Origin of the sequence: Paracoccus lichenicola (assembly GCF_009708075.1) — a bacterium.
GTDB lineage: Bacteria > Pseudomonadota > Alphaproteobacteria > Rhodobacterales > Rhodobacteraceae > Paracoccus > Paracoccus lichenicola.
The window spans coordinates 49,702-72,937 of sequence record NZ_WMBT01000008.1; the positions used below are offsets into that span (position 1 = coordinate 49,702).

At 65.0% G+C, this 23,236-nt stretch carries 23 protein-coding genes and 2 pseudogenes; 11 read left to right on the plus strand and 14 right to left on the minus strand.

From position 1 onward, the window contains the following. Window positions 1–11: 11 nt before the first annotated feature. Window positions 12–662 (minus strand): cytochrome c oxidase subunit II, encoded by a 651-nt coding sequence (locus GIY56_RS12975; protein WP_154765276.1) that lies wholly within the window; start codon window positions 660–662, stop codon window positions 12–14. 45 nt (window positions 663–707) lie between these two features. Here GIY56_RS12975 and GIY56_RS12980 point away from each other — a divergent pair, with 45 nt between their 5' ends. Then, window positions 708–1,259 carry a DUF2231 domain-containing protein gene (locus GIY56_RS12980; protein WP_154765277.1) on the plus strand — a complete coding sequence of 184 codons (552 nt, stop codon included), beginning with the start codon at window positions 708–710 and terminating at the stop codon, window positions 1,257–1,259. Here the strand turns inward: GIY56_RS12980 and GIY56_RS12985 are convergent. Then, the gene (locus GIY56_RS12985; RefSeq protein WP_154765278.1) at window positions 1,229–1,741 is read right to left on the minus strand and encodes a CopD family protein; all 513 of its coding nucleotides are present in this window, start codon (window positions 1,739–1,741) and stop codon (window positions 1,229–1,231) included. The two genes, GIY56_RS12980 and GIY56_RS12985, sit on opposite strands and share 31 nt — an antisense overlap. Beyond that, window positions 1,738–2,463, minus strand: coding sequence for a cytochrome c oxidase assembly protein (locus GIY56_RS12990; protein ID WP_154765279.1), 726 nt, complete (start codon window positions 2,461–2,463; stop codon window positions 1,738–1,740). The genes GIY56_RS12985 and GIY56_RS12990 overlap by 4 nt, the downstream gene beginning before the upstream one ends. 281 nt (window positions 2,464–2,744) lie before the next feature. Between GIY56_RS12990 and GIY56_RS18395 the strand changes: the two genes are divergently transcribed. The 5 genes from GIY56_RS18395 to GIY56_RS13010 all read left to right on the plus strand — a co-directional run bounded on the left by GIY56_RS18395 (window position 2,745) and on the right by GIY56_RS13010 (window position 5,563). Beyond that, on the plus strand, window positions 2,745–2,963 hold the full coding sequence (locus GIY56_RS18395) for a hypothetical protein (RefSeq protein ID WP_196053623.1): 219 nt from the start codon (window positions 2,745–2,747) through the stop codon (window positions 2,961–2,963). Beyond that, window positions 2,927–3,286, plus strand: a complete 360-nt coding sequence (locus GIY56_RS18400) for an alpha-amylase family glycosyl hydrolase (protein ID WP_196053624.1) — start codon at window positions 2,927–2,929, stop codon at window positions 3,284–3,286. Before GIY56_RS18395 ends, GIY56_RS18400 begins: the two co-directional genes overlap by 37 nt. Next, window positions 3,286–3,408, plus strand: a complete 123-nt coding sequence (locus GIY56_RS18775) for a hypothetical protein (RefSeq protein ID WP_196053625.1) — start codon at window positions 3,286–3,288, stop codon at window positions 3,406–3,408. The genes GIY56_RS18400 and GIY56_RS18775 overlap by 1 nt, the downstream gene beginning before the upstream one ends. A gap of 36 nt (window positions 3,409–3,444) precedes the next feature. Then, window positions 3,445–3,813, plus strand: a complete 369-nt coding sequence (locus tag GIY56_RS13005) for a DUF3459 domain-containing protein (RefSeq protein ID WP_154765282.1) — start codon at window positions 3,445–3,447, stop codon at window positions 3,811–3,813. A 1,000-nt stretch (window positions 3,814–4,813) separates the two neighbouring features. Next, complete coding sequence (locus GIY56_RS13010) at window positions 4,814–5,563, plus strand: GntR family transcriptional regulator (RefSeq protein ID WP_196053626.1); 750 nt, start codon at window positions 4,814–4,816, stop codon at window positions 5,561–5,563. Window positions 5,564–5,566: 3 nt separating this feature from the next. On the opposite strand, the gene GIY56_RS13015 is transcribed toward GIY56_RS13010, so the two are convergent. From GIY56_RS13015 to GIY56_RS13050, 8 genes are all read right to left on the minus strand, one after another. Continuing rightward, window positions 5,567–6,556, minus strand: a complete 990-nt coding sequence (locus GIY56_RS13015; RefSeq protein ID WP_154765284.1) for a branched-chain amino acid ABC transporter permease — start codon at window positions 6,554–6,556, stop codon at window positions 5,567–5,569. Beyond that, window positions 6,553–7,431, minus strand: coding sequence for a branched-chain amino acid ABC transporter permease (locus GIY56_RS13020; RefSeq protein WP_154765285.1), 879 nt, complete (start codon window positions 7,429–7,431; stop codon window positions 6,553–6,555). Before GIY56_RS13020 ends, GIY56_RS13015 begins: the two co-directional genes overlap by 4 nt. Window positions 7,432–7,443: 12 nt before the next feature. After that, window positions 7,444–8,154 carry an ABC transporter ATP-binding protein gene (locus tag GIY56_RS13025; RefSeq protein WP_154765286.1) on the minus strand — a complete coding sequence of 237 codons (711 nt, stop codon included), beginning with the start codon at window positions 8,152–8,154 and terminating at the stop codon, window positions 7,444–7,446. A gap of 1 nt (window position 8,155) precedes the next feature. Continuing rightward, a complete protein-coding gene (locus GIY56_RS13030; RefSeq protein WP_154765287.1) occupies window positions 8,156–8,899 on the minus strand; it encodes an ABC transporter ATP-binding protein in 744 nt (247 codons plus the stop codon). Window positions 8,900–8,933: 34 nt separating this feature from the next. Next, window positions 8,934–9,488 (minus strand): hypothetical protein, encoded by a 555-nt coding sequence (locus GIY56_RS13035; RefSeq protein WP_154765288.1) that lies wholly within the window; start codon window positions 9,486–9,488, stop codon window positions 8,934–8,936. Beyond that, window positions 9,488–10,717, minus strand: coding sequence for a phosphotransferase family protein (locus tag GIY56_RS13040; RefSeq protein WP_154765289.1), 1,230 nt, complete (start codon window positions 10,715–10,717; stop codon window positions 9,488–9,490). The genes GIY56_RS13035 and GIY56_RS13040 overlap by 1 nt, the downstream gene beginning before the upstream one ends. Next, complete coding sequence (locus GIY56_RS13045) at window positions 10,714–11,682, minus strand: DUF7064 domain-containing protein (RefSeq protein WP_230312509.1); 969 nt, start codon at window positions 11,680–11,682, stop codon at window positions 10,714–10,716. Before GIY56_RS13045 ends, GIY56_RS13040 begins: the two co-directional genes overlap by 4 nt. Window positions 11,683–11,802: 120 nt before the next feature. Beyond that, window positions 11,803–13,173: an ABC transporter substrate-binding protein gene (locus tag GIY56_RS13050; protein WP_230312510.1), complete on the minus strand. Its 1,371-nt coding sequence runs from the start codon at window positions 13,171–13,173 to the stop codon at window positions 11,803–11,805. Between the two features lie 232 nt (window positions 13,174–13,405). Between GIY56_RS13050 and GIY56_RS13055 the strand changes: the two are divergent. From GIY56_RS13055 to GIY56_RS13065, 3 genes and pseudogenes are all read left to right on the plus strand, one after another. Further along, window positions 13,406–13,930: pseudogene (locus tag GIY56_RS13055) on the plus strand (IS5 family transposase); the annotation flags it as partial. Between the two features lie 228 nt (window positions 13,931–14,158). After that, a complete protein-coding gene (locus tag GIY56_RS13060; RefSeq protein WP_328288543.1) occupies window positions 14,159–15,853 on the plus strand; it encodes an FAD-dependent oxidoreductase in 1,695 nt (564 codons plus the stop codon). Beyond that, window positions 15,846–18,008: a molybdopterin-containing oxidoreductase family protein gene (locus GIY56_RS13065; RefSeq protein WP_196053627.1), complete on the plus strand. Its 2,163-nt coding sequence runs from the start codon at window positions 15,846–15,848 to the stop codon at window positions 18,006–18,008. The genes GIY56_RS13060 and GIY56_RS13065 overlap by 8 nt, the downstream gene beginning before the upstream one ends. Window positions 18,009–18,352: 344 nt before the next feature. Here GIY56_RS13065 and GIY56_RS13075 read toward each other — a convergent pair. Next, a pseudogene (locus GIY56_RS13075) lies at window positions 18,353–18,529 on the minus strand (IS110 family transposase); the annotation flags it as partial. After that, entirely contained in the window at window positions 18,501–18,800 is a 300-nt protein-coding gene (locus GIY56_RS18890; protein WP_328288544.1) for a recombinase family protein, read from the minus strand. The gene GIY56_RS18890 and the pseudogene GIY56_RS13075, both read right to left, overlap by 29 nt. A 29-nt stretch (window positions 18,801–18,829) precedes the next feature. Between GIY56_RS18890 and GIY56_RS13085 the strand changes: the two genes are divergently transcribed. Together GIY56_RS13085 and GIY56_RS18580 are read left to right on the plus strand one after the other, a co-directional pair. Beyond that, window positions 18,830–19,102 carry an AbrB/MazE/SpoVT family DNA-binding domain-containing protein gene (locus GIY56_RS13085; protein ID WP_230312511.1) on the plus strand — a complete coding sequence of 91 codons (273 nt, stop codon included), beginning with the start codon at window positions 18,830–18,832 and terminating at the stop codon, window positions 19,100–19,102. After that, window positions 19,095–19,256, plus strand: coding sequence for a PIN domain-containing protein (locus GIY56_RS18580; RefSeq protein ID WP_230312513.1), 162 nt, complete (start codon window positions 19,095–19,097; stop codon window positions 19,254–19,256). The genes GIY56_RS13085 and GIY56_RS18580 overlap by 8 nt, the downstream gene beginning before the upstream one ends. Window positions 19,257–19,651: 395 nt before the next feature. On the opposite strand, the gene GIY56_RS13095 is transcribed toward GIY56_RS18580, so the two are convergent. Next, complete coding sequence (locus GIY56_RS13095; protein WP_230312514.1) at window positions 19,652–23,236, minus strand: transporter; 3,585 nt, start codon at window positions 23,234–23,236, stop codon at window positions 19,652–19,654.

A 23,236-nucleotide genomic window follows, 5' to 3' on the forward strand; every position in this document is an offset into this window, starting at 1 on the left:
CGGCTTGTCGGTCACGGCGTTCCCCCTGCCAGGAATGCGTTCCAGGCCGCCGCGTCATGGGCGACCACGGTGAAATGGTGGCGGCGGTATCCCGGCCCGCTGAATTCCGCGCTGACGCCCGCGTATTCGCCAGGCCGCCATGCCTCGATGCGCAGGGTGTTCACATGGCCAGGGATCGCGTCCAGCTTGCCCGCCAGGCGCGGCACCCAGAAGCTGTGGATCACGTCGGCGCTGGTGATGCGCACATCGACGGGGCGGCCCGCGGGGATGTGCAGCGCGCCTTCCGTCACGCGGCCGGGCGCGTCGGGATAGCTGAAGCGCCAGGCCCATTGCCGCCCCTGCGCCTCGACCGCCACCACGCCGGGACCGGGGCGCGGCAGCAGCCGTTCGCCGATCCACAGCCCCCAGGCGGACAAGGCGGCCAGCACCGCCATCGTGAAGCCGAGGCCAAGGCCCTTGATCCAGACCGCCTCGCCCCGGCTGTCCGCCGCGGCGTCCGACGGCCCGCCGCCCCGGCGGAAGGCCAGCGCCAGCAGGACCAGGACCAGCAGCAGGATCGCCGCCGCGCCCCCCAGCATGACCCACCACAGGGTCGCGATGATGTCGGCCGCAGGCCCGGCGGGCTGGACGGCGGACAGGCGGTTCTCGCAACCCGCCAGCATCGGCGGCGTTGTGCCCCCGATGACCATCCTGGAAAGGACACGCCGATGGCCGGGGACAAGACGCAGGGCAGGCACGAGACCGACGGCACGCCGGGCGCGGGCAAGGAAGGCCGGTTCGAGGATCCGGTGGCCGACCTGCCGGGCTTTCACCAGACCTCGTCCACGATCGCGATCGCCGGCCACCCCCTGCACGCGATGAGCGTGGCCTTTCCCGTCGCGCTGACCTTCTGCACCTTTGGGGCCGACCTGTTCTATTGGTGGACGGGCGACGCCTTCTGGGCGCGGGCGGCGCTGTGGGCGGGGGGCATGGCCTTCCTGATCGGGGTCGCGGCGGCCTTCACGGGGACGCTGGAGCTGCTGTTCGTGCCCGGCATCCGGGCGCGCGCCGCCGCCTGGACCCATGCGGGGATCGCCGTGGTGCTGCTGTCGGTGCTGGGGGCCAACTGGGGCTATCGGCTGGGTGGCTACGAGGACGCGGTGCTGCCCTATGGCATCCTGTTGTCGGGCTTCGGCGTCCTGATGGTGGGGGCGACCGGGTGGCATGGCGGCAGGCTCGTGTTCGACTATCATCTGGGGACATCCGACACGGGCAACTGACGGTCGCGCGGTTCCGTCAGCCAGCCGGGCATCGGGATGTCGTCAAGCCCCGGCTTCATCAGCACCAGGGTCAGGATGGCCAGGACCGGCAGCAGCAGGATCAGCAGCGGCCCGCGGGGCCGGGGGGTTTCGTGGCGGCCGTCGGTTTCGCCCACCTTGACGATATGGTGGCCCACCCAGGCATGGAACCCGATCAGCAACGCCACGAAGACCAGCTTGGCGAACATCCAGGGAACAAAGACCTCGCGCAGGAAGATCAGCCAGGTTCCGGCGACGACGGCCGTCACGGCGGCGGGCGTGACCACCCAGACATAGCCGACATGGGAGGCCAGCCGGATCCGGGTGAAATCGGCCTGCCCGATGGCCGGGTCGTGGCGCGACAGCATCACCGGCAGGCCGAAGAGGCCCCCCACCCACAAGGCCAGGGCCAGGATGTGCAGCGCCTTGAGATGCGGGATCACCGGTTCCAGCCAGGCGATCATGCCGGACGGTCCTGCATCTGCCGCCAGCCCCGCCGCGCCACCAGCGCGCCCAGGACGGCATAGGGGATGCCCGCCGGCACCCACATGATCAGCCCGCCAAGCTGCTGGTCCGAAAGCGGCGCGAAGCCCCAGGCCAGCGGCGCCGTCCGGTGGATCGCATACAGGACATCGGGCGCAAGGGTCAGCAGCGCCCCCAGCAACCCCATCTGCATGTAGGTCCCCAGGATCGCCAGCCCCACCTGCCCCGCAGGCTGGCCGGGCGCCAGCACCGCCCGCCAGAAGGCCGTGGCCGATCCCAGCAAGGTCGCCTGCATCACCCAATACAGCCCCTTGTTTGCCATCGCCGCGTCATAGGCCTGCGGCAGGTGCCAGGCCCACAGCACCCCCGTCGCGATCAGGAACACCGGCGTGACGGCGCGCGTCCGGCGCGCGGGCCAGGCCAGCGCGACCAGCGGCGCGGCAACGGCCACCAGCAGCAGGTGATGGACCACCCGCGCCGAAAACAGCGCCGCCGATAGCGCGCAGAGCGGCGAGACGAAGGCCACCGCCAGCACCGCGACCGCCACGGCACCCGGCCGGGACCGGCCCAGCACCAGCATCAGCGCGGCCAGCGCTGCCAGCAGCAGCGGATCGAGGTTCCAGCGCATCCAGATCGCGCCCGGACCCGGGGCCGGACCGCAGTAAAGACCCGCAAGGTCCGGGACAAGCGCGCCGGCGATCATGCCGCAGCCCCCGCCCCTGCTCCGCCGTCATGGCCCCCAGGGCCGCCCGGGACAGGGGCACGACAGGGACCGTCCTCCCGCTGCCGGGCGGATCTGGTGCCGGGGAACCTGGTCTTGCGCATGGGATCCTTTTCGAGAACGGGGCCGCAGGGGCGCTCGTATCGGCAACACGCCGGGCCGCGACGGGTTCCCGGCGGACGGCAAGGCCGCGCCGGACCGGGCCAGGACGGGGAACAAGGCGGCAAAACAGCCGTTCCCCCGGGCACAGGGTTTTCCGGACGATGACGCGACGCAGGGCATGGTGGCAGGACCGCACCGCCTATCGGATCCATCCGCGCAACTTTGCCGATGGGAATGGCGACGGGGTGGGCGGCTTCCGCATGGACGTGATCGACCTGATCGGCAAGGACATCGACCGCGGCCTGATCGCCGAAGGGCCGTTCCTGCACGGCTTCCTGCAGGAATGCACCGAAAGGTCCTGGCGGGCCGCGACGTGGTGACGGTGGGCGAAAGCTGGAACGTCACGACGGACACGGCGCTGCCTTACTGCGGGCGCGAGCGGAAGGAACGCGACATGCTGTTCCAGTTCCAGCATGTCGTCGCAGGCTGGGACAGCATCCCTGGCAAGTGGCGCCCGCGCCCGCTGGATTTGGTGGCCTTCAAGAAGGTCTGGACCGACTGGCAGATGGCGCTGGAGGAGGACGACTGGAATTCCCTGTTCCTGAAGAACCACGACCTGCCCCGGTCCGTGTCGCGCCATGGCGACGGGGGGGGCGATGGCGGAAACGCTCGGCCAAGGCGCTGGCGACAGCCATCCACCTGATGCGCGGCACGCCCTTCGTCTTCCAGGGCGAGGAGATCGGCATGACCAACGCGGGCTTCACCCCCATCACCGATTACCGCGACATCGGGCTGATCGCCATGCACCGCGAGACGCTGGCCTAGGGCCTGCCCGAGGACCGGTTCTTGGAAGGCGCGGCCATGACCGCACGCCGATGCAGTGGAACGCGTTCCCCGGCGCGAGCTTCACCCCGGACACGCTCTGGATCGCCGTCAACACGAGCAGCGCCGGGATCAACGGCGCGGCGCGGCACGACGCCCCGGCCGGTCCTGGCGCATTACCGCCGCCTGATCGCCCTGCGCAAGCGCCACGAGGTGATCGTGCAAGGCCGCTTCGTCCCCTGGCTGGAGGATCATTCCCGGATCTGGGCCTATGCCCGCGAATGGGAAAATCGGCGGTCGTCGGTGCTGTGCAACATCTCGTCCGAACCCGCTCGTGCCACCGTGCCGCCCGGTCCCATCACCCTCAAGCCATGGGAAGCCGTCGCCGTTCTGGGCGACCTTGGCTGATAGCCCGGCTGCCTGCCTTGTCCACGCGCCGCACCGTCCGTGTGCGCGCCTTGGCCGGCACGGTCAAGACGCATGATCTGCTCGCGCAGGGCGGCAATGGCAGGGTTGAAGGATCGGGCAGGCATGACCAGAATGACTCCAGGGCAGTTAGGAAGAAACAGAATAGTTCTTCTTTTGTTGCATTCTGCCTGAACCTGTCACTCCGCGGTAGGCCATTGATCTGGGGATATCTTGGTTGCTGCAACGTCTTAAGCTGACACCACCTGCGGAGGTGACGCGTATTCTACCTCGCCGAAGCCCAGATCATGACGGTTCTGCGCCAAGCGAGAGCGGTGTCCCGTGTCCCCTCCCTGTCGCGAGCTAACGTTCCTCAGCGGCATTTGCCCGCCATCGACGTGTTTGATGACCGAGCTTTGAAACGAGGCTTCATGAAGACCGCATCCATGGGCTTGGCCTCTTGGCTCCTTTGCAACACGATCGTTCATGCGGGCAGTCTCGAGCGGAGCAACCGGTTCCTCGGTCCTTTGTTCGAGCCGGCAATCATCTCGAACTGAGATATGGCCATGTCTCGCCCCGCATCACGGGAAGAGACCTGCCTCTTGGCCCCTCCCCGGCGGTGAGCGCACGGGCGATGTTGCGTCTTCCTACGACAACTTCGGCTTCGCCTGTAAGCACCAGTTCAATGATCTCTGGTCGGCCGCCATCATCGTGGACCAGCCCTTCGGGACCGATATCCATTATCCGGCAGCGGCGGATGGACGCGTGATCTTGGGCAGCGCGTCGTTCGGTCCCGTCAGCAGACACCGTGCCGATGTGGACAGGGATACCGCCTACGGCCGGCCGCCGGGGTGTCGTGGGAACGACCCGAGATTGCCGCTCCTTTTGCGTCAGTTCGCCGCCTATGGCCTATGTGGGCGGTGGTCGGCAAATCGGTAGGGTTGGCGGTATCTTGCGGGCGTGTCATGGTTGCCCACGCGCATCTCCAGGGCGAACGGAACTGATGAATCATCCCAAAAAAACAACCGGCCGTATCATCCCGCTATGGGAACGGATCGCCGAGGAATTACGCACCCGTATTGCCGACGGGTCGCTTCCCGTAGACAGCTATCTGCCGAACGAGATCGACCTTGCAGGACAGTATGGCGTCAGCCGGAATACCATCCGCGCAAGCCTCCGGCAGCTTGCCGATCAGGGGTTGATCACCCGCATCCGCAAGAAAGGATCCCGAGTGGTCAAGAAGGAGGAAATTCCTGTCGTGCGGACCACGGTCAACCCGTTCATCGCGCTGCGCGAGATTCACGCGAAGTCCCGGCTCAGGATAGATTCCTTTGAGCCTTTTGCCGGGATCACTGGACTTTGCCGGGATTACACGCCCTTTGGCCGCGACTCGTCCGACTGGCTCAGGCTTTCCTGCTATCGCATTCTGGACAAGACGCAGGAACCCTGGAACCCGATCACGCTCTATTTCCCGCGTGAGCTCGAAGAGGCCGCGCGCCGGATGGGCAAGACCAAGGCGTCGGCCATTGACACCATCGGCGACCTGGGCTTGGGCCGGGCGATGTCGGCGCGGACCTTTGCGCAGCCGGTTCTGATGCCGGACGACTGCGCCGACTACCTGAAAATCCCCCGCAAGATGCTCGCCACCCAGATCACGACGCTGTATTTCAACGCCGACGATCATTTCTTTCACCTCAGCGTCAGCCTGAATCCGGTGGACAGGTTCCAGATCGAATTGACTTTTCAGCCCTGACCGTCAGCGCCCTTCGTGGCGGGCGAGAAAGCCGATGATCTCGCCTACGATGCCCTTGCGGAAAGCGATGACCACCACCACAAAGATCACCCCGTTGATGACCAGGATCCAGTCCTCGATCCCTGACAGGAATTCCTGAATCCCGATGATCATCGCCGCGCCCGCGATCGGCCCCAGCATCGTGCCGATGCCGCCGACGAGGTTCATCAGCACCACCTCGCCCGAGGTGTGCCAGGACACGTCCGTGAGCGAGGCCAGTTCGAACACTGCCGCCTTCATCGCTCCGGCCGCGCCGGACAGGGCGGCGGAAAGGACGAAGGCCGCAAGCTTGTAGCGGTTGGTGCGGTAGCCAAGCGAGATCGCCCGCGTTTCGTTTTCCCGGATTGCCTTCAGCGTCTGGCCAAAGGGCGAATGCACGGTGCGGAAGACGATCAGGAACACTACCACGAACAGGATCAGCGTCGCCAGGAAAAGCTGGAACTCGTTCCGCGTGTCCAGCAGTCCCAGGAAATACCCGCGGGGGATCGACTGCAGCCCGTCCTCGCCCCCGGTGAAGGGCGCCTGAATGGCCAGGAACAGCAGCATCTGCGCAAAGGCGAGCGTGACCATCGCGGTGTAGATCCCATGACGGCGGACCGCCAGCACCCCGGTGCCAAGCCCCAGCAGGGCCGCGGAGGCGGCGGCCAGCAGAATTCCCGCCTCCAGCGGCCAGCCCAGGGCCTTGATCGCATAGCCGCCCGCATAGGCCCCGCTGCCGAAGAACATCGCATGGCCGAAGGAGACGATGCCGGTGAACCCCATGAGCAGGTTCAGCGCCAGCGCAAACATGGCAAAGCACATGATTTTCATCACCACGAAGGGGTTCATGACCAAGGGCGCAAGCAGCAGCATCAGGACGATGGCGGCAAAGAGCCCGAGTTCCGCCATCCGGCGGCGTTGGGTCATCCGACGTTCGCTCTGGGGGGCGGCAAGGGTGGTCGTGCTGCTGGTCATCGGGTGCTCCCGAACAGGCCCGAGGGCCGGAAGATGAGAATCAGGATCATGATGAAGAAGATCACTGTGGTCGAGGCGGCCGGATAGAAGACCTTCGTCAACCCCTCGATCAGGCCCAGCCCGAAGCCGGCGATCACCGAACCCGCGATGGATCCCATGCCGCCGATCACCACCACGGCGAAGACGACGATGATGAGGTTCGACCCCATCGCCGGGCTGACCTGATAGACCGGGGCGGCGACGACACCCGCCAGCCCGGCCAGCCCGACCCCAAAGCCATAAGTCAGCATGATCAGCCGGGGGATGTTGACGCCGAAGGCCTGCACCATATCGGCATCCTCAGACGCGGCGCGCAGATAGGCGCCAAGCTTGGTCCGCTCGATGGCAATCCAGACCGCAAGGCAGACGACCAGCGAGATGGCGATTGCCGCCAGCCGATACATCGGCATGCGCATGAACCCCAGATCGACCGAGCCCGGTAGCGGGTTAGGATAGGGCATCCCCGACCAGCCATAGGTCTGCGCCACTAGCCCTTCGAGGATCAGGGCGACGCCGAAGGTCAGGAGCAGCCCGTATATCTGGTCCACGTCGCGGAGGTGCCGCAGCAGCCCCCGTTCCAGCGCCATGCCCAGCATCGCCACCACCAGAGGGGCGAGGATCAGCGCCCCCCAGAACCCGATCCCCAGATAGCTGAGCAGCATCCAGGCGACATAGGCGCCCAGCATGTATTGCGCCCCATGCGCGAAGTTGATCAGGTTGAGAAGCCCGAAGATGATGGCGAGCCCAAGGCTCAGCAACGCATAGAACGCTCCATTGACCAGCCCAAGCGCGAGCTGGCCGTAAAGCGCCTGAGCGGGAATTCCGAAAATTTCCATGTCGTTTCCCTTTCAGACGCCCAGATAGACCCGCATCCGCGCCGATCCGGCGGCCAGTTCGCCCGAGGCGATTTCATCGACCACCCGCCCGTGTTCGACCACGTAGTGCCGGTCTGCCAGAGCGGAAGCAAAGCGGAAGTTCTGCTCGACCAGCAGGATGGTGAAGCCCATGGACTGTAGCGATCCGATGATCTCTCCCAGGTGCTTGACGATGATCGGGGCCAGACCTTCGGTCGGTTCGTCCAGCAGCAGGAATCTGGCTCCGGTCCGCAGGATCCGCGCGATGGCCAGCATCTGCTGTTCTCCCCCCGACAGTTTCGTCCCCGGGCTGTGGCGGCGTTCCAGAAGCCGCGGGAACATCGCCTGCACCCGGTCAAGCGTCAGGGGATAGGCGCCGATCACCGGTGGGAGTTCCAGGTTTTCCTGGACATCCAGCCGTGAAAAGATGCCGCGGTGTTCCGGGCAATAGGCGATTCCCATCCGCGCGATCTGATGCGACGGCAGCGTGATCGCCTCGCGCCCCTCATAGGTGATGCTGCCGCTGCGTTTCTTCATCAGCCCCATGATGGCACGCATGGTGGTGGACTTGCCCGCGCCGTTCCGGCCCAAGAGCGTGACCACCTCGCCCCGGTTGACATGCAATGTCACGCCGTGGAGCACATGACTCTCGCCATACCAGGCGTGGAGGTTGCGGACCGAAAGCATGGCCGTGTCTGCGGTCATCCTACTCTCCCATATAGGCGCGGGTGACGTCGGGGTTGGTCGAAACCTCGGCATAGGTTCCCTCGGCCAGCACCTCGCCCCGTGCCAGGACGGTAATGCGGTCGGAAAGCTCGGCCACTACGGACAGGTTATGTTCCACCATCAGCACCGTCATCGATCCGCGCAGGCGGTTTATCAGCGCGGTGATCGGCGCGATATCCTCGATCCCCATGCCCGAGGTCGGTTCGTCCAGCAGCAGCAGTTTCGGCCGCAGCGCCAGCGTCGTCGCGATCTCCAGCGCCCGCTTGCGACCATAGGACAGGCTGGAGGCAAGCCGGCCGCCGCGATCGGCCAGGCCCACGTCGGCCAAAAGCTTCTCTGCCTTGTCGTTCAGTGTCTCGGACCGGGTGATCGGCCGCCAGAACCGGAATGTGCCCCCTTCCCGGCGCTGGAGCGCAATGCGCACGTTCTCGATCAGGGTCAGATGCGGGAACGTGGCCGAGATCTGGAACGACCGCACCATGCCGTCCATCGCCACGTCGGCCGGATGCCGCCGGGTGATATCCTTGCCGTCAAAGCGGATCGTGCCCGAGGTCGCGTCCAGAAACCGGGTCAGCAGGTTGAAGGTCGTGGTCTTGCCCGCCCCGTTCGGCCCGATCAATGCCTGCACCGTGCCGCGCGCCACGTCGAGGGACACGCCATTCACGGCCTTGAACCCGCCGAACTGCTTAGAAAGGTTGCGTGCTTGAAGAATTGTCTCAGTCATGGCGATCCGTTCCAGCTTTACCGCGTGGGGACTGTCACTCGGCAGTCGCACTGTTTTCATGGTCGCCCGCATGACGGCGGAGCAAGGTTTCAAGCGGCAGAATCTCGGCCGGGGAGGGATCGAGACCCATGGGAAGATACCAGGCCCGTTCCATGGCGATGCGGTCCCCGCTCCCGTCGATCACGGCCAGAGAGAGGCGGCGCGAAACCTCGGCAGGCAGACCGGGAGCGGCTTGCACGATCTCGGAAACCGCATGATTCGCGCGGGCAGTCGCTTCGCGCAGGTCGCCGGTTGCTGCCCAGGGGTCGGCCAGCAGATCGTCGGCGGCGGCAATCGTGCTTTCCAGCGTGGCTGTGCCCGATGCGCCTTGCACCGCGTTGCGGACTCGCGCGGCAAGGGCCCGCGCATCGGCCAACTGGAACCGCTCCCGCGCATGCAGATGGTCCAGCCGCGACCGCAGGAATTCCAGGTAATGCACGATCAGCCCCAGCTGTTCGCGGGCCAGCGGGTCGTCGGGTTGCAGCGACGGGGCGATAACGTCGGTCAGCGATTTGCAGATGGCGCGCAGGCCGGTGTCGGAGTGATCCATCACAAACGCTCCTTGAGGCAAAGAGACAATTCGAGTTCGACGGTCGGCGCCATGCCCTTGACCCGGGTCAGCAGCGGATCCTGATGCGACTTCCCAAGCCGCGCGACACGATTGGCCGTTGCCACGGTCGAGGCGATGATCTGGTAGCAGTTCAGGATGCGATACCAAGCCAGCCGGTCGGGATCGACCGAGAGGCCGGAGGTCCGGGTATACCGGTCGAAGAATTCATCCAGCGGGATCAGCCCGCAGACGAAATAGGTTTTCCCGTCCTCGGAATAATGGCCCATGGTCGATTGCGTCATCCAGGCCAGATCGCGGTGGCGGTCGCCGATATGCGCCCGTTCCCAGTCGAGCCATGCGCCGATCTGGCCGGTTTCCTCGTCGAACAGAAAGTTGCCGCTGCGGAAATCGCCATGCACGATGCTGGCGTGGTCGAGCAGGGGCACATTCGCCTCCAGCCAGTTCGCGGCCACGTCCATCAGCGGGAAGTCCTCGCCCCTGTCCTCTTCCCAGATGCGGCGGGCGCGATTCAGCTGCCAGAGTGCCGCCTGCGTGGTTCCGGCCTCGGGCATGTCCATGGTCGAGAAGGACCGGGACGAAAAGTCGAAGTCGTGGACCGCCGCCAGATGGGCCATGAATTGCGGCGCCAGTTTGGCCCGCAGCTCGGGCCCGAAATTGGTCCCAAGCCCGCTGACTTGACCCGTTTGCGTGGCCCGGCTTTTGGTGACGCCCGGCGCAAAAGCATAGATCAGCGCCGGTTGGGTAAACCAGCGCCCGTCTGGGTCCAGCCAATATACCGCGGGCACGGGAATGATGCCCCGGAACGCCTCGAGCAGCTCGTATTCCCTTGAGCGGGATGTGGTGTTGGACCCCTCGGACGGGTCCATCCGCAGCACCAGCCGTTCCTTCCTGCGGCCCTTTGCCGGGTCGTCCCATTCCAGGGTGAAGCCCATCTGGATCTTGGACACGCCCCCAGTGAACCAGCCCGGTTTCGTTATGACGAAGTTGGCGACCCCAAGGTCGGTCAGCATCCGGGACAGGTTTGCCTCCAGTTCGTCCAGCGTGATGCGGCGATAGGGCGGGCCAGAGCGGTTCTGCATCTTGCGCGTCAGAAGCTCATCGACCTCGCGCTCCACAGGAAATCGGTCGCGGATTGCGCGGATGAATTCCGGCGTGGGATTGTCGCGGATATTGAAACTGTCGTGAAGCGATGCGGGTGCGGCGGTCATACGATGCCCCCCGTCTGGACGCGGCGCCACGGGGCGGAACGCGACATGTGGCGGGCAAGGTAGTCCAGCCCGAAGATATCCCCGAATTCGCCGAAGCCGATGCAGCCGTTCCAGGTGTAGCGCATCGTGGTCTGATAGCAGACATGGCAGGGATTGAACGAATGCCACGGGTGCCCGCCAACCGCAGTGCCCAGGAACTCGAAGCTCTTGCCGCGGATGTCGGTGACGGTGATGCGGTTGCCCACCGGCTGAAGGTGGACCCGGTTGGCCTGCACCTCGGCGCTGACCACGCCATGGACCTCGCCATTCTCGCAGACGAAACCGAACTGGACCGGATCATACAGGACCGTGCCCTTTTCGATCCGCATCGGCACGGCCAGATGGATGGCCAGCTCCTCGCCGAAGTTGATGGAAATCCAGGTCACGGCGCGGGTGCCCAGTTCCTTTCGGGGACCCCAGGAATGGTCCATGCCCTCGTAGCAGTCGACCTGGTAGGTTTCGCCGTAAAGCGTCAGCGAACCGGTGATGTGGCCCTTGCATTCGAAATGGCCATTCGCCCATTCCCTGCCAATGCGGGCATCCTCGGCGCCCGTCGCCCGTTCGAAGACCATCGGGTTTTCCGCGGGATCGTGCGGGTCGAAGGGGCGGTGGAGACCGCGGAACTTCAGGTCGAAGCTGCAGGCGCCAAGCTGGTTCTCATAGCGGAGGTCGTAGTTCTGCGGACCGCCAAGCGCCTTGACGGATAAGCCGTTCTCAAGCGTGAAGTCGGAAAATTTCTCGGGACATTTCAAATGCATCTGCGGATCGGTGAAGTCGATCTCGTAAGTGTGCAGGCAGATGCCACGGCTGACGATCACCGAGGACAGGCATACTCCCAGATTTGGCCGGGCCAGCACATAGCAATTGCCGAAGATGCCTTCTTCAGGGACGGCAAACGGCAGGAAGGTGGTCTCGGTCCAGCTCATGTCAGAGGGGTCGCGCGGATGAAAATCCGCATCGTCTAGGGTAATCATTGTCTCTGCTCCTGGAGGGAGGGCGGATCGGCACGGAGCCGTGCGCGATCCGGCGGGTTGCATGCGCGCGCCTTACTGTGCCAACGGGCATTTATTTGGTTCGGCCGGGCCGAAGGCCTGATCGCCGGGGATGATCTTCAGCGCCTTGACGTAATCCCAGGGCTTCTTGCTTTCCTCGGGGGCCTTGACCTGCATTACATACATGTCGTGGATGGCGCGGCCATCGGGGCGGATCGTGACCTGGCCGAACAGCGGGTCGTCGATCGGCTGGGCCTTCATGTTCGCGACGATGGTGCCGGCCTTGGGCGATCCGGTCGCAAGGGCGGATTCGAGATAGTGGTAGGTCACGGAATAGACGCCCGCCTGTCCTTCGGACGGCATCGCGCCATCATGGGCGGGGGCGAAACGTTCGGAAAACGCGCGGGTCTGGTCGTTCGTGTCCCAGTAGAAGGCCGTCGTATAGATCAGCCCTTGGGCCACCTCGAGTCCCAGACCGTGTACATCGTTGATGAAAATGGCAAGCGTCGCGAGCCGTTGGCCGCCTTCCACCAAGCCGAACTCGTTGGACTGCTTGATCATGTTCATCAGGTCCGTGCCTGCGGTGCCAAAAGCCACCACGTCGGAACCGGAGGACTGCGCCTGAAGCAGGAACGACGAATAATCGACCAGCCCCAGCGGCGGTAGCGCATGACCCTTGACCTCGCCCCCGGCCTCAAGCACGAACTTGGTGGCAACTGCCTCCAGCCCCTTGCCCCCAGCATAGTCGGAGGTGACGAAGAACCAGCTTTTCCCGCCGGTCTCCACCGTCGCCTGCGCGGTGTTGCGTGCCAGCGAATACAGGTCAAAGGTCCAGTGCACCGTGTTCGGCGTGCACGCATCGCGGGTCAGCGCGTCATGTCCGCCGCCCGAGACGAGCAAGGCGGTGTCGCTGTCCTTGACCAGCGCCGCAACCGCCAGCGCGGCGGCGGAATTTGGCACGTCGATGATGGCGTTAACGCCGTCCCTGATCCAGTCCCGCGCAATGGTCGAGGCGACATCGGCCTTGTTCTGGTGATCGGCCGAAAGCACTTCGATGTCGAATTTTGCTTCGGGATGGGCCTTGCGGAAATCCTCGACGGCGAGTTTCGCGGCAACGACTGACCCTGGCCCGCTCCAGGCGGAAAAGCCGCTGGCCATGTCGTTCAGGACGCCCAGCCTGAGCTTGGTGATTTCGGCGAAAGCCGTGCCTGAGGCCAGGGTGAGTGCCAGTGCCGAGACAGCCAAAAGCCGTCCACGAGTGATAGGTGCCATTATCGCATATCCTCCCCGATATGTATGGCGTTGGGACGATGCATCGGTTGGCGCAGAGGCCATTTTTGGCCTCCGGCATGTGCCGAAACCTTCCTGTTCACTGTAGTTTTTCGCCCCCGGGGCTGCCTCCTCCGGCAGTCGGATGGCGGGCAATATTGGTACGCTAGGATAAGATAACTCCGCTGTCAAAAGATTTGTTGGAACATAATAAGGGGCAGGACAGCGGGGAACCTAAACCTGGCAGGCGGTTGGTGATCGATTAATAGCTTGAAATTATGATAAAACCCAGGAAGCGGCGGACCCGTGGCCCGGCGTGTCCGGCTTGACGCTGGCCACGCCTGGGCGCGATCGCCTTAGCACCACTTGCGTTTTTTTCTGCCCCGTGCCTGGCCTGGCCGCCGAGACTGCCAAGAGCAAGACGATCATGATCGATGCGACCTACCTCAAAGCGGATCGCACCGCTTCCAGCCTGCGTGCGAAAAAGGGAACGCGGGCGGCAGATCGGGCGCACCCAGGGTGGCATGAACACCAAATTTCACGCCGTCACCGATGCAAAGGGCCGGCCGATCCGGTTCTTCATGTCGGCCGGACAGGTCAGCGACTACACCGGTGCGGCAGCACTGCTGAGCAGCCTGCCCAAGGCCGATTGGCTGGTTGTGGATCGGGCCATAATGCAGATTGGCTGCGAGAGGCCATTGAGGACAAAGGAATAAAGGTCTGTATCCCTGGCAGGTCGTCCCGCAAGAAGACTGCGAAATATGACAAGCGGCGTTGCAAGCGACGCAACCGCATCGAGATCATGTTCGGTCGGTTGAAGGATGGGAGACGCGTCGCCACTCGATGCGACCGATGCCCAGAGACTCACTTCTGCGCAATCGCCCTCGCAGCCACCATCCTGTTCTGGCTCTGAAGATCAATAAATCTGGAGCCTAGACACAGATCATTCTGCCAGCAGAAAGGTATGGTAGATTATTATGTTCTAGTGCTACAATGAATTGTCCAGTGGCAGTCGATTGCACGCCGGGTCTTGGGAGGGGCACACGGTGCGTATCGAGCCAGCATGTATCGCAACATGGTTGCGGCCATAGCTCGGCTCATACTTCGATAATATCATGAGTGTGCCGGGAGGAAACCGCACGTGGCCCATGTCGTGACCCAGCATTGCTGCAACGATGCAGCATGTGTCGATGTATGTCCGGTGAACTGTATCCATCCAGGCCCGACCGAGGCAGCCTATTCGACGGCAGAGATGCTCTATATCGATCCGGATGTCTGCATCGATTGCGGTGCATGCGCGGATGCGTGCCCTGTAGGAGCCATCGTTGCGGACTACGATCTGGAACCAAAGGATCACGCTTTCATCGCGATCAATGCCGCGCATTTCCAGCAGCCGGGAAAGCGCGATTACCACCCAAAACGTGCGTTGCGCCAGTTCGACGATCGAGTGGCGCTGGCGGGAAGTCCATTGCGCGTGGCGATCGTCGGCACCGGACCTGCCGGCTGTTACGCGGCTGAAGATCTTCTGAAGCGGACCGGGCAGGGGCTGCAGATCGACATGTTCGAGCGCTTGTTCGTGCCGTGGGGGCTGGCACGCTTTGGTGTGGCGCCGGATCACCTCAACACCAAGGAGATCACCCGCAGCTTCGAGAGGACACTTGATGACGCCCGTGTCACCCTGCGCCTCGGCGTAGAGATCGACCGGGATCTTTCGCATGTCGATCTGTGTGCGGCCTATGACGCCGTGATCTACGCCAATGGCGCCTTGTCCGATCGTCGGCTGGGAATAGAGGGCGAGGCTCTGCCCGGCAGCCATTCCGCGATGGAGTTTGCCGCATGGTACAATGGCCACCCCGATTTTGCCGATCTTCGCTTTGATCTGGATACGGACCGAGCGGTGATCATCGGTAATGGCAATGTCGCACTTGATGTCGCAAGGATACTGGCTCGGGACGTAGCGGATCTGCGCCAATCCGACATGGCCCAACATGCCTTGGAGGCACTGACACAAAGCCGTCTGCGCGAGATTGTCGTCCTTGGCCGGCGCGGCCCGCTCGAGGCGGCCTTCACGCTTCCCGAACTCATGGGACTTCGATCGACGGCAGGCATCGCGCTCTGGACCGACCTGCCTGCGGATTTCGAGGCCGACAAACTTCAGCGGCAAGCCATGGGGGCTGCTCCTTGGGCGGTGAGACAGAAGGTGAAGGCCATTCTCGACTTGCCGCGCGAGGCATCTTCCGAGGGCCGGTCCGTCCGGCTGTCCTTCTTCCGTGCACCGGTGGCCATGATGGGCAAGCTGCGCGTCGAGGGCGTGAATCTCGCGGTCACGGGCCTGACGCGGGGTCCAGATGGCAAGCCCGTCACGGCAGCGATCGGCGAGCAGATGTATCAGGAAGCCGGGCTGATCCTGCGCTCGGTCGGCTATCGCGGCAAGCCGATCGCGGGAGTTCCCTTTGAAGCGTCCCAAGGCCGCATCCCCAACACTGCCGGGCGAGTGCGTGACCCGGAAACGGACGAAAACCTGCCCGGTGTCTATGTCACAGGCTGGATCAAGCGCGGACCCTCGGGCGTCATGGGCACGAACAAGCTTTGTGCCCGGGAAACCGTGTCATCCGTGCTCGAGGATTTCACCGCGGGTCGTCTCGGGCACATAACCGAGGCGCGTGAGCGGCTGCTGACATCGCTGCCCGCTGGCGGCGACCTTGCCGCTTGGCGAGCCATCGATCGGCATGAACGAGCGTCAGGATTGGCGGTCGGCCGGCCCAGGGTGAAGCTCGTGCACCAGGAAGACATGTTGCGCGCGGCACGGCACCAGCAGGAGTCTTATGATGCCTGAGCTGAAACATTCATTCTGCCGGTGCTGCATCAACCAATGCTCGATCAATGTTATCGTCGAGGATGGTCGCGTGCTGGCGGTGGAAGGCAATCCGGACAATCCGCAGTACAAGGGCTACAGTTGCATCAAGGGCAGGTCGCAAGCCGCATTTCTGACAGACAAGAACCGCCTGCTGCACCCGCTGCGGCGGCGCGCGGACGGGACGCATGAAGCTGTCTCGAGCGATGCCGCGCTCAACGAGATCGCCGAGAAGCTGAAGCGGATCAAGGACAGGTTCGGGCCGCGCGCCATCGCCTCCTATTGGGGAACGATGGCCAGCATCGGCAATCCCGGTGCGGCGATGCCGTTTTACAACGCACTGCTCGACGCGATCGGCACAAACATGCGCTTCGATCCGAACACCATCGACAAGGGTGGCAAGCAGACGGCGCAATCGTTTCTTGGCTACTGGGGCGCGCCGAGCCGGGGGTTTGATCGCCCCGATGCGATCCTTTTGATCGGGATCAATCCCTTGCTGACCTACACAGGCTTTCCGGCGGGTTCGCCGAAACGCTGGATCGCCGATATGCTTCAGCGCGACTGCAAGTTGATCGTGATCGACCCACGCGAAACCCAGATTGCACAACGCGCCACCCACTTCCTGCAGGCAAGGCCGGGCTGGGATGTCCAGATCCTGGCCGCTTTCATCAAGGTGATCCTCGATGAAGAACTCTACGACGCGGAGTTTGTCGCGCGCCATGTCACCGGCGTCAGGGAGTTGGCCTCGGCTCTCGACTCACTGGATATCGCGGCAGTTGCGCAGGACGCCGGAGTTGACGCCAAGCTGATCGTCGAGGCGGCCCGCGCCTATGCAGGTGCGAAGCGTGGCTATGCGATGGCGGGGACCGGCCCCCACATGTCGGGCTTCGGTACCTTGGTCGAATACCTCACGATCGTGATCGACACGCTCTGCGGTCGCTGGATGCGCGCGGGTGAGACCATCTTGCCGAGTCCCTCGCTTTTGCCGGCCTACACCGCAAGGGCCGAGGCGCGCCCGCCGGACGCCGATTGGGCTCTTGCAGGCAGGTTGCGGGTCCGTGGGTTGAAACAATCCCGGGCCGGAATGCCGACGGCCGCTCTGGCCGAGGAGATGCTGTTACCCGGGAAAGGTCAGGTAAAGGCGCTGATCAGTTGGGGCGGCAATCCGGCAGTCGCCTATCCTGATCAGGAGCGTGTGATCAGGGCACTGACATCGCTCGATCTTTTTGTCACCGTCGATCCTTGGTACAGCGAATCCGCGAAGCTTGCGCATTACGTCCTTCCGCCGATGATGGGCTTGGAAGTCGAGGCGGCGACGATCTTCATGGATTGGGTTTCGGGGCGAGCTACCGGTTACGGTCAGGGCCTTGCCCATGCGCAGCACACCGAGGCCATCGTCCCCCCGCCTGAAGGGTCGGACCTTCTGGAAGACTGGGAGATCTTCTACGAACTTCTGGTCCGCATGGGGTATCGGGCCGAAGTCTTGCCCTTCGGCTCTCCGCCCGACGCTCCCAAGTTGCAGTTCGACAGCCGGCCGACGAGTAGCAGGCTGCTCGAGCGTTTGACGGAACGCGGCCGCATTCCGCTGCAGCGGATCAAAGGCAATCCGGGGGGGCATGTCTATGACGAAGACCTTATCGTGGTCGAGCCGGGTGATCCGGCAAATAGCAGCCGGCTTGATGTTGGACATGCCGAGATGATGCGCTGGTTGACTGAATTCCTGAATGCGGCGCCGTCCAGCGTCGATGACGCGCACGAATACCGGCTGCTCTGCCGAAGGCAGAACCACGTCTACAATTCATCGTGCCACAATGAGGTTACCCACAAAGGGAGGCCCTACAATCCGGCCTTTCTCAATCCCGAAGACATGGCAGAACTGGAGATTGCCGAGGGCGATGAGATCCGCATCTCCTCGGAACTGGGTGTGATCCGGGGCCTGGCCCATGCGGATCGCTATCTGATCCGCAAGACGCTCTCCATGTCGTTTGCCTATGGTCGCGCGACGGATCCGACAGCGGAACCTGCAATATACGGTGCCAATCCGAACCGTCTGATCCCCTCGGACCAGGTTTTTGATCCCTACACGGGCCAGCCGCGGATGACGAATGTGCCGGTCAGCATCGCCAAGGCTGGTTGAGTGGTCGTTCTGGAGACGTATAATCTAAGGCTATGCCGAGGACCGTCTTGCCTCGGCGTCTGCTTTCGTCGGCCATGATGCTTTCGATGCCGTCAGGCTCGCATTGCTCGTCACGCAAGAACTCGCGGCTCCTGTCCTCCAAGGTGCGGATGTCTGCGATAAGCTCGTGCAGGCATCCGATGCCGCGGTCCATGAAGGCCTTGATCCCTTCCTCGGTGCCGTTTTGGACCCAAATCATCTCGCTGTTATCAATGTTGTCGGAATTGGCCTGACGATCTTTATGAGTTTACGGTTCTCGCTGATCCTCTTGGCAACCTCATCGAGACCAGGGTTCGAGCCTAGGGGTGCGCTATGGCGCAGGCATCCATGGCAACCTGGCAGCCAGGGTGCGCCTGCATGAACGCCATGAACTGTTTGCGCGACAGCTTCTTGCGAAACACGACCTTTCCCTCGGCCGTCGCTCCGTGGAGTTGAAAGACCTGCTTGGCCAGGTCATTGCCGATGATCGATACTTCCTTCATAGCTCAATCCTGTCGCCAGTTCGCTGCGACCGTCGCGGGATGCCCCGGAGCCGGTCTCAGAGCGGACGATCTCGCAGCCTGTCGCCCTCAATCGGGCTTTCTGGATGTCGAGATCCTGGCTCGACGTGCTGACGCGGGCGTATCCGATCCGAGGCATGGGCATTCTGTCACCTGCGGGTGTTCCTAAATGCGACACAGCACGGCGACATAGTCGCTTAAGCGCTGTCTGCCACTCAAGATGCTTCTGACTTCTTTGCGCCTGCGATACCATATACACTGACAGGTATCAGAGCGGACAAGATGACCCAAGAAGGGATACAGGCCATGACAGCGCAGCGGGTTCGGATCATCGAAGGAGGCAAGCTTGTCATTCCCGCGCTCATGCGCCGCGAACTGGGGATCGCGGCAGGCGATACCGTGCTTGTCGAGGTCAAGGGTGGCGAACTGCGCGTTCGCTCGCTTCCGCAGGCCGTTGCCAAGGCTCAAGCCATATTGCGGCGCCATGTGCCCGAAGGCGTGTCGCTGGCGGCCGAACTGATCGCGGACCGTCGGCGCGAGGCAGAGCGTGAGTAAGGCCGCGGTCCTGGACGCCTCGGCCCTTCTTTGCCTTCTGAATGGCGAGCAGGGCAGCGAACGCGTTCTGGAGGCCCTGCCCAGGGCGGTGATCGGCGCTGCCAATCTCGCCGAGGTCGTGTCCAAGTTGCGTGAGCGGGGCCTGAGCGTCTAGGAGGTGGAGGACGTGCTCGGAGGCCTTCCTCTCGATGTCCGGCCTCTCACCGCTGCCCAAGCCTATGCCATTGGCCATCTGCGCCCGGCAACCCGGACGCTTGGCCTGTCGCTTGGAGATCGGGCATGTCTTGCCTTGGCGGCCGAACTCGGTATGCCTGCCCTGACTGCAGACCAGGCTTGGGCTGGCCTGGACATCGGCATAGCCGTCGAACTGATCCGAGGCTGAAAGGCAGGAAACAGGGCCTGCAACATGATGGAAATAGCAAGTCCTGCCCTGCCCACCAAATGCGCGACCGTTCTCCCCTTGTGCCGCCCCCCGGATGTTGCTGTCTTGGTCCAAGGATTGACCGGGTTCGGGCGCCGACATGCCGCAGGACGCGGCGCGTGCCCCCGTCAGAACTTGCCGATCAGGTTCACGAAGACGCCTTCCTTCGCCTTCTCGACGGTGCGCAGGTCGTCGGACACACCGCCCCACAGATAGCCAAGGCCAAGCCGGGCATGGGGGGTGATCTCGCGATAGATGCCCAGCAGCGCGCCGTATTCGGTCATGCCGGCCTGGGGGGCGTGGAAGGCGCGGACCTCTCCCATCGCATCCCAGCGGAAGACGATGCGGTAATCCAGCCGCAGGATGCCCAGATGCGCGCGGGACCGGGTGAAGTCCGAATCGTCGCGTTCGGCCTGCCTGCGCATCCGGTAGCCGTACTTGACCCCCAGCGTCCACCGCTGGTCCAAATCATAGGTCACGGCGGCATTCAGGATGTGGCTGCGCTGGCGCGGGCCGTCGGCGTCGCCGTCGATGTTGACCTGGTCGGCCCCCGGCAGATCCTGCAAATAGGTATAGCTGAACAGCGCGTTCAGCCGGTCGCTGGCGACGGGGCGATAGGCGTAGCCCAGCCGCGCCTCGACATAGCGGCCGTCGCGCAGATCCTCCTCGCCTTGCGAGATGACGCTGTCCAGCTCGCCCACAAGGCGCCAGTCGTCGCTGGCGCGCCAGGTGAAATCGCCCGCCACCATCCAGGTTTCCCGCCGCGCCAGCCGGGCCGGTTCGTCGGGCCGTTCGCGCCGCCATTCGCCGCGCAGCCGGGCGGATCGGTCCTCGCCGTCCGAAAAGGCGGTGCCCAGCGAAAATCCCGTCCGGCGCAGGACCGTGCCGTCATGTTCGCGCGTGCGCCCGGTCACAAGGCCCGCGTCATGCCGCCAGCGGGCGTCGGGCGTGTAGCTGACCCCATAGGTCGAGGCGAGCGAGCGCCTGCCGGTCACGCCGCTTTGCACGGTTTCGGTCGTATAGGCCCAGTCGTCGTTGATCCGGCGTTGCGCGCCAAAGGTCAGGCCGCGCCGTTCGCCGCTGGACAGGTCGTCGATCCGCGTCGGATCCTCGCGCCATCCCAGGGTATAGGTGGATGCCGCATCGGCCTGCCAGGCCAGGCCCGCGCGCCCGGCCAGGCCTTGGGTGCCGTGGGACAGTTCGGCCAGGGCGCGCAGGTTGCCGGTGATCGCGGCCTCGGCCCCCAGGCCCAGGCGGTTGTCGGCAAGCAGGTCGCCCGAACGGGACAGGTTCGCCTGGCCGAAGGCCCAGACCGACAGGTCGTCGCCCCGGTGCCAGGTCAGGCGCAGCGCGGCGTCGGTGCTGTCGCCGTTCTCTCCGCCGACCAAGCTGCCCGGATGGGCACTGTCGCGTTGCGCGACCTCGGCCTCCAGTTGCCAGGCGGCGCTCAGCATCCGGTCGATGCCCAGGCGGGCGCGGTTGTCGCGTCTGCCCTCGTCGTCGCGGAACCGTTCGCCCCCTAAGGTCAGCGCGGTCGCGCCGCCGATGGCCACGCGCCCGTCCAGTTCCTCGCTGCGCTGGCCCGCGCCGACGGTCCAGTCGGGCGCACTGAAGCCCCGGTCGCGCCGGTCGGCCAGGACCGCGACATGGCCTTCGCCGCCCAGGTCGGCCAGATCCAGCCGGGCCTGCACCCGCATTCCGCGCGCGCGTTGCCCCTCGGCCCTTGCGGCGGGGCCTTGCGGATCCCGATCCAGCCCGCCCGTCAGCGACAGGGTCTGGCCGAAGCCCGGGCCTTGGCTTTGCGCGATCTCGGCCGACAGCCAACTGTCGGCGCCCCCTGTCCACAGCAGATCCACCCCGGCCAGCCGGTTGTCCGCAGTCCCCGCGCCGTCCTGCGCCAGGGTGGATCCCAGGCGGAGCGCGGGGGTGGCCCAGGCCTCGGCCCGGGCGCCATGGTTGCTGCCGGACTCCCCGCCGCTGGCGGGGACGTAATCGTATTGCGCGACCAGGTTCACGACGTGATCGCCTAGCGCGCTGTCCTGCACCAGACCCGGCCCGTTGGCCGAAGGCTGCAAGGGTTCGTTCAGGATCACCACGCCCTGGACATAGTCGATGCGGTAATCCTGCCCTTCCACCAGACGGCGGGACGAGACGACCGTGTTGGTGACGGGGTTTCGCACCTCGACCAGCAGGGTCTCGGTACCCGATTCGATGTCGCGGTGGGACAGGAAATAGGCGCTGCCCCCGGTGCCGCGGAACACGTCGCGCTGGCTCAGCCGGTCGGTCGAGGCGGCATAGGCCGCGATCCGGCGGCGCGGGCCGCCATCCACGGCCACGTCCCGCGATTGCCACCCGGCCGAGGCGCCGTACAGCGTCCGGTCGGTGCGCACCATGCGGTCCAGATCGCCCTCGGGGCGGAAATCGCCCCACATCGCATGGCTCCGGTCATCCTCGACCCGCACGAACAGCCGCCCCGAGGTGGGGGCCAGGTCTTCGGTCGCGCTGTCGTCGCCGGTGGTGGTCCAGACATCGCGATCCTCGATCTGGCGCAGCACCTGGTCGGGAAAGCGGCGGGTCGCGTGGCCGAAGATGTCGCGCAATTCCGTGTCGCGCGTGTCCACGGACGCGGTCAGCCGCGTGCCGTCGGCGCGCACCCCTTGCAGGAATCCCGACAGCCGGCCGAAGCGCCAGTTTTCGTCATTGGCCAGATCGCGGCCCAGCGTCACCTCGGCGATGCCGGTGGCGAAGAATTCGCGTTGCGGCACGGTGACGCTGCGGATTTGGGACTGGCCGCCCATGGCGATGGCCAGGCCGTGATCGCCCGGCGGCATGATGCGCTGCAGCACGAAGCGGCGGTCGGCGTCGGCCAGGACCTCCTCTCCCATCACGGTCAGGCGGGCGTTCGGGGGCAGCGCCTCGCCCGAGACGGTGACCACGGCGCCGCGCACGGGGATGCCGCGCCGGGCGGTGCGGTCCTCGGCCTCGCCCGCGGCGATGACGGGGCCGGTCAGGTCGGGGCCGCCCGCCGCGCCACGGGTCAGGGGCAGGGGCGCGGTTTCGTCCAGCCGCCCGTCCCCGTCATAAACGCGCAGGGTGTAGAACAACGTTTCCGGGCCTTGGGCGGGCATGGTCCAGGCGGTCACGCCGTTGGGGCGCGTGGGCAGCACGGCCAGGGGGCGGCCGGGATGTTCGGGATCGGTCACGACCACCTCGGCCCGGGCGATCCAGGCGGGATAGTTGGAAAAGCTGCGGAACTCCACCCTTTCGCCCGCGGGATAGGCGGTGCGCAGGTCGGTGGTGGACAGGTTCAGCATGGGCCGCGCGCCCAGGCCGTCCACCTGCACCCGCAGGCCCAGCCGGTCCAGGTCGTGGTCCATCGCCCGCAGCCGGTCGAGCGCGGCGGGGGCGCCCGCGATTGTCCGGCGCGGCGCGGCATCCGCGGCGTCGGGGGCATCGGACGCCACGAGCGCCGCGTCGATCGAGATCGAGAAACCCAGATCCCCCAGGTCGCCCGCCGCCTCGTGCGCGGCGTTGGCGGGGGCGGGGCGGGCGACCACCGTGCCCGCGTTGGCGTGGCTGCAGCCTTCGGGCAGCGCGCCATCGGTCAGCGCGCAGCCCTGCCGGTCCTGGGCCAGGCCCGAACCGGGCGCGGCGGCAAGGGCGATGGCCAGGGCCGAACAGCCCGCCCGCGCGGTTCTGGAAAACCTGCTCAT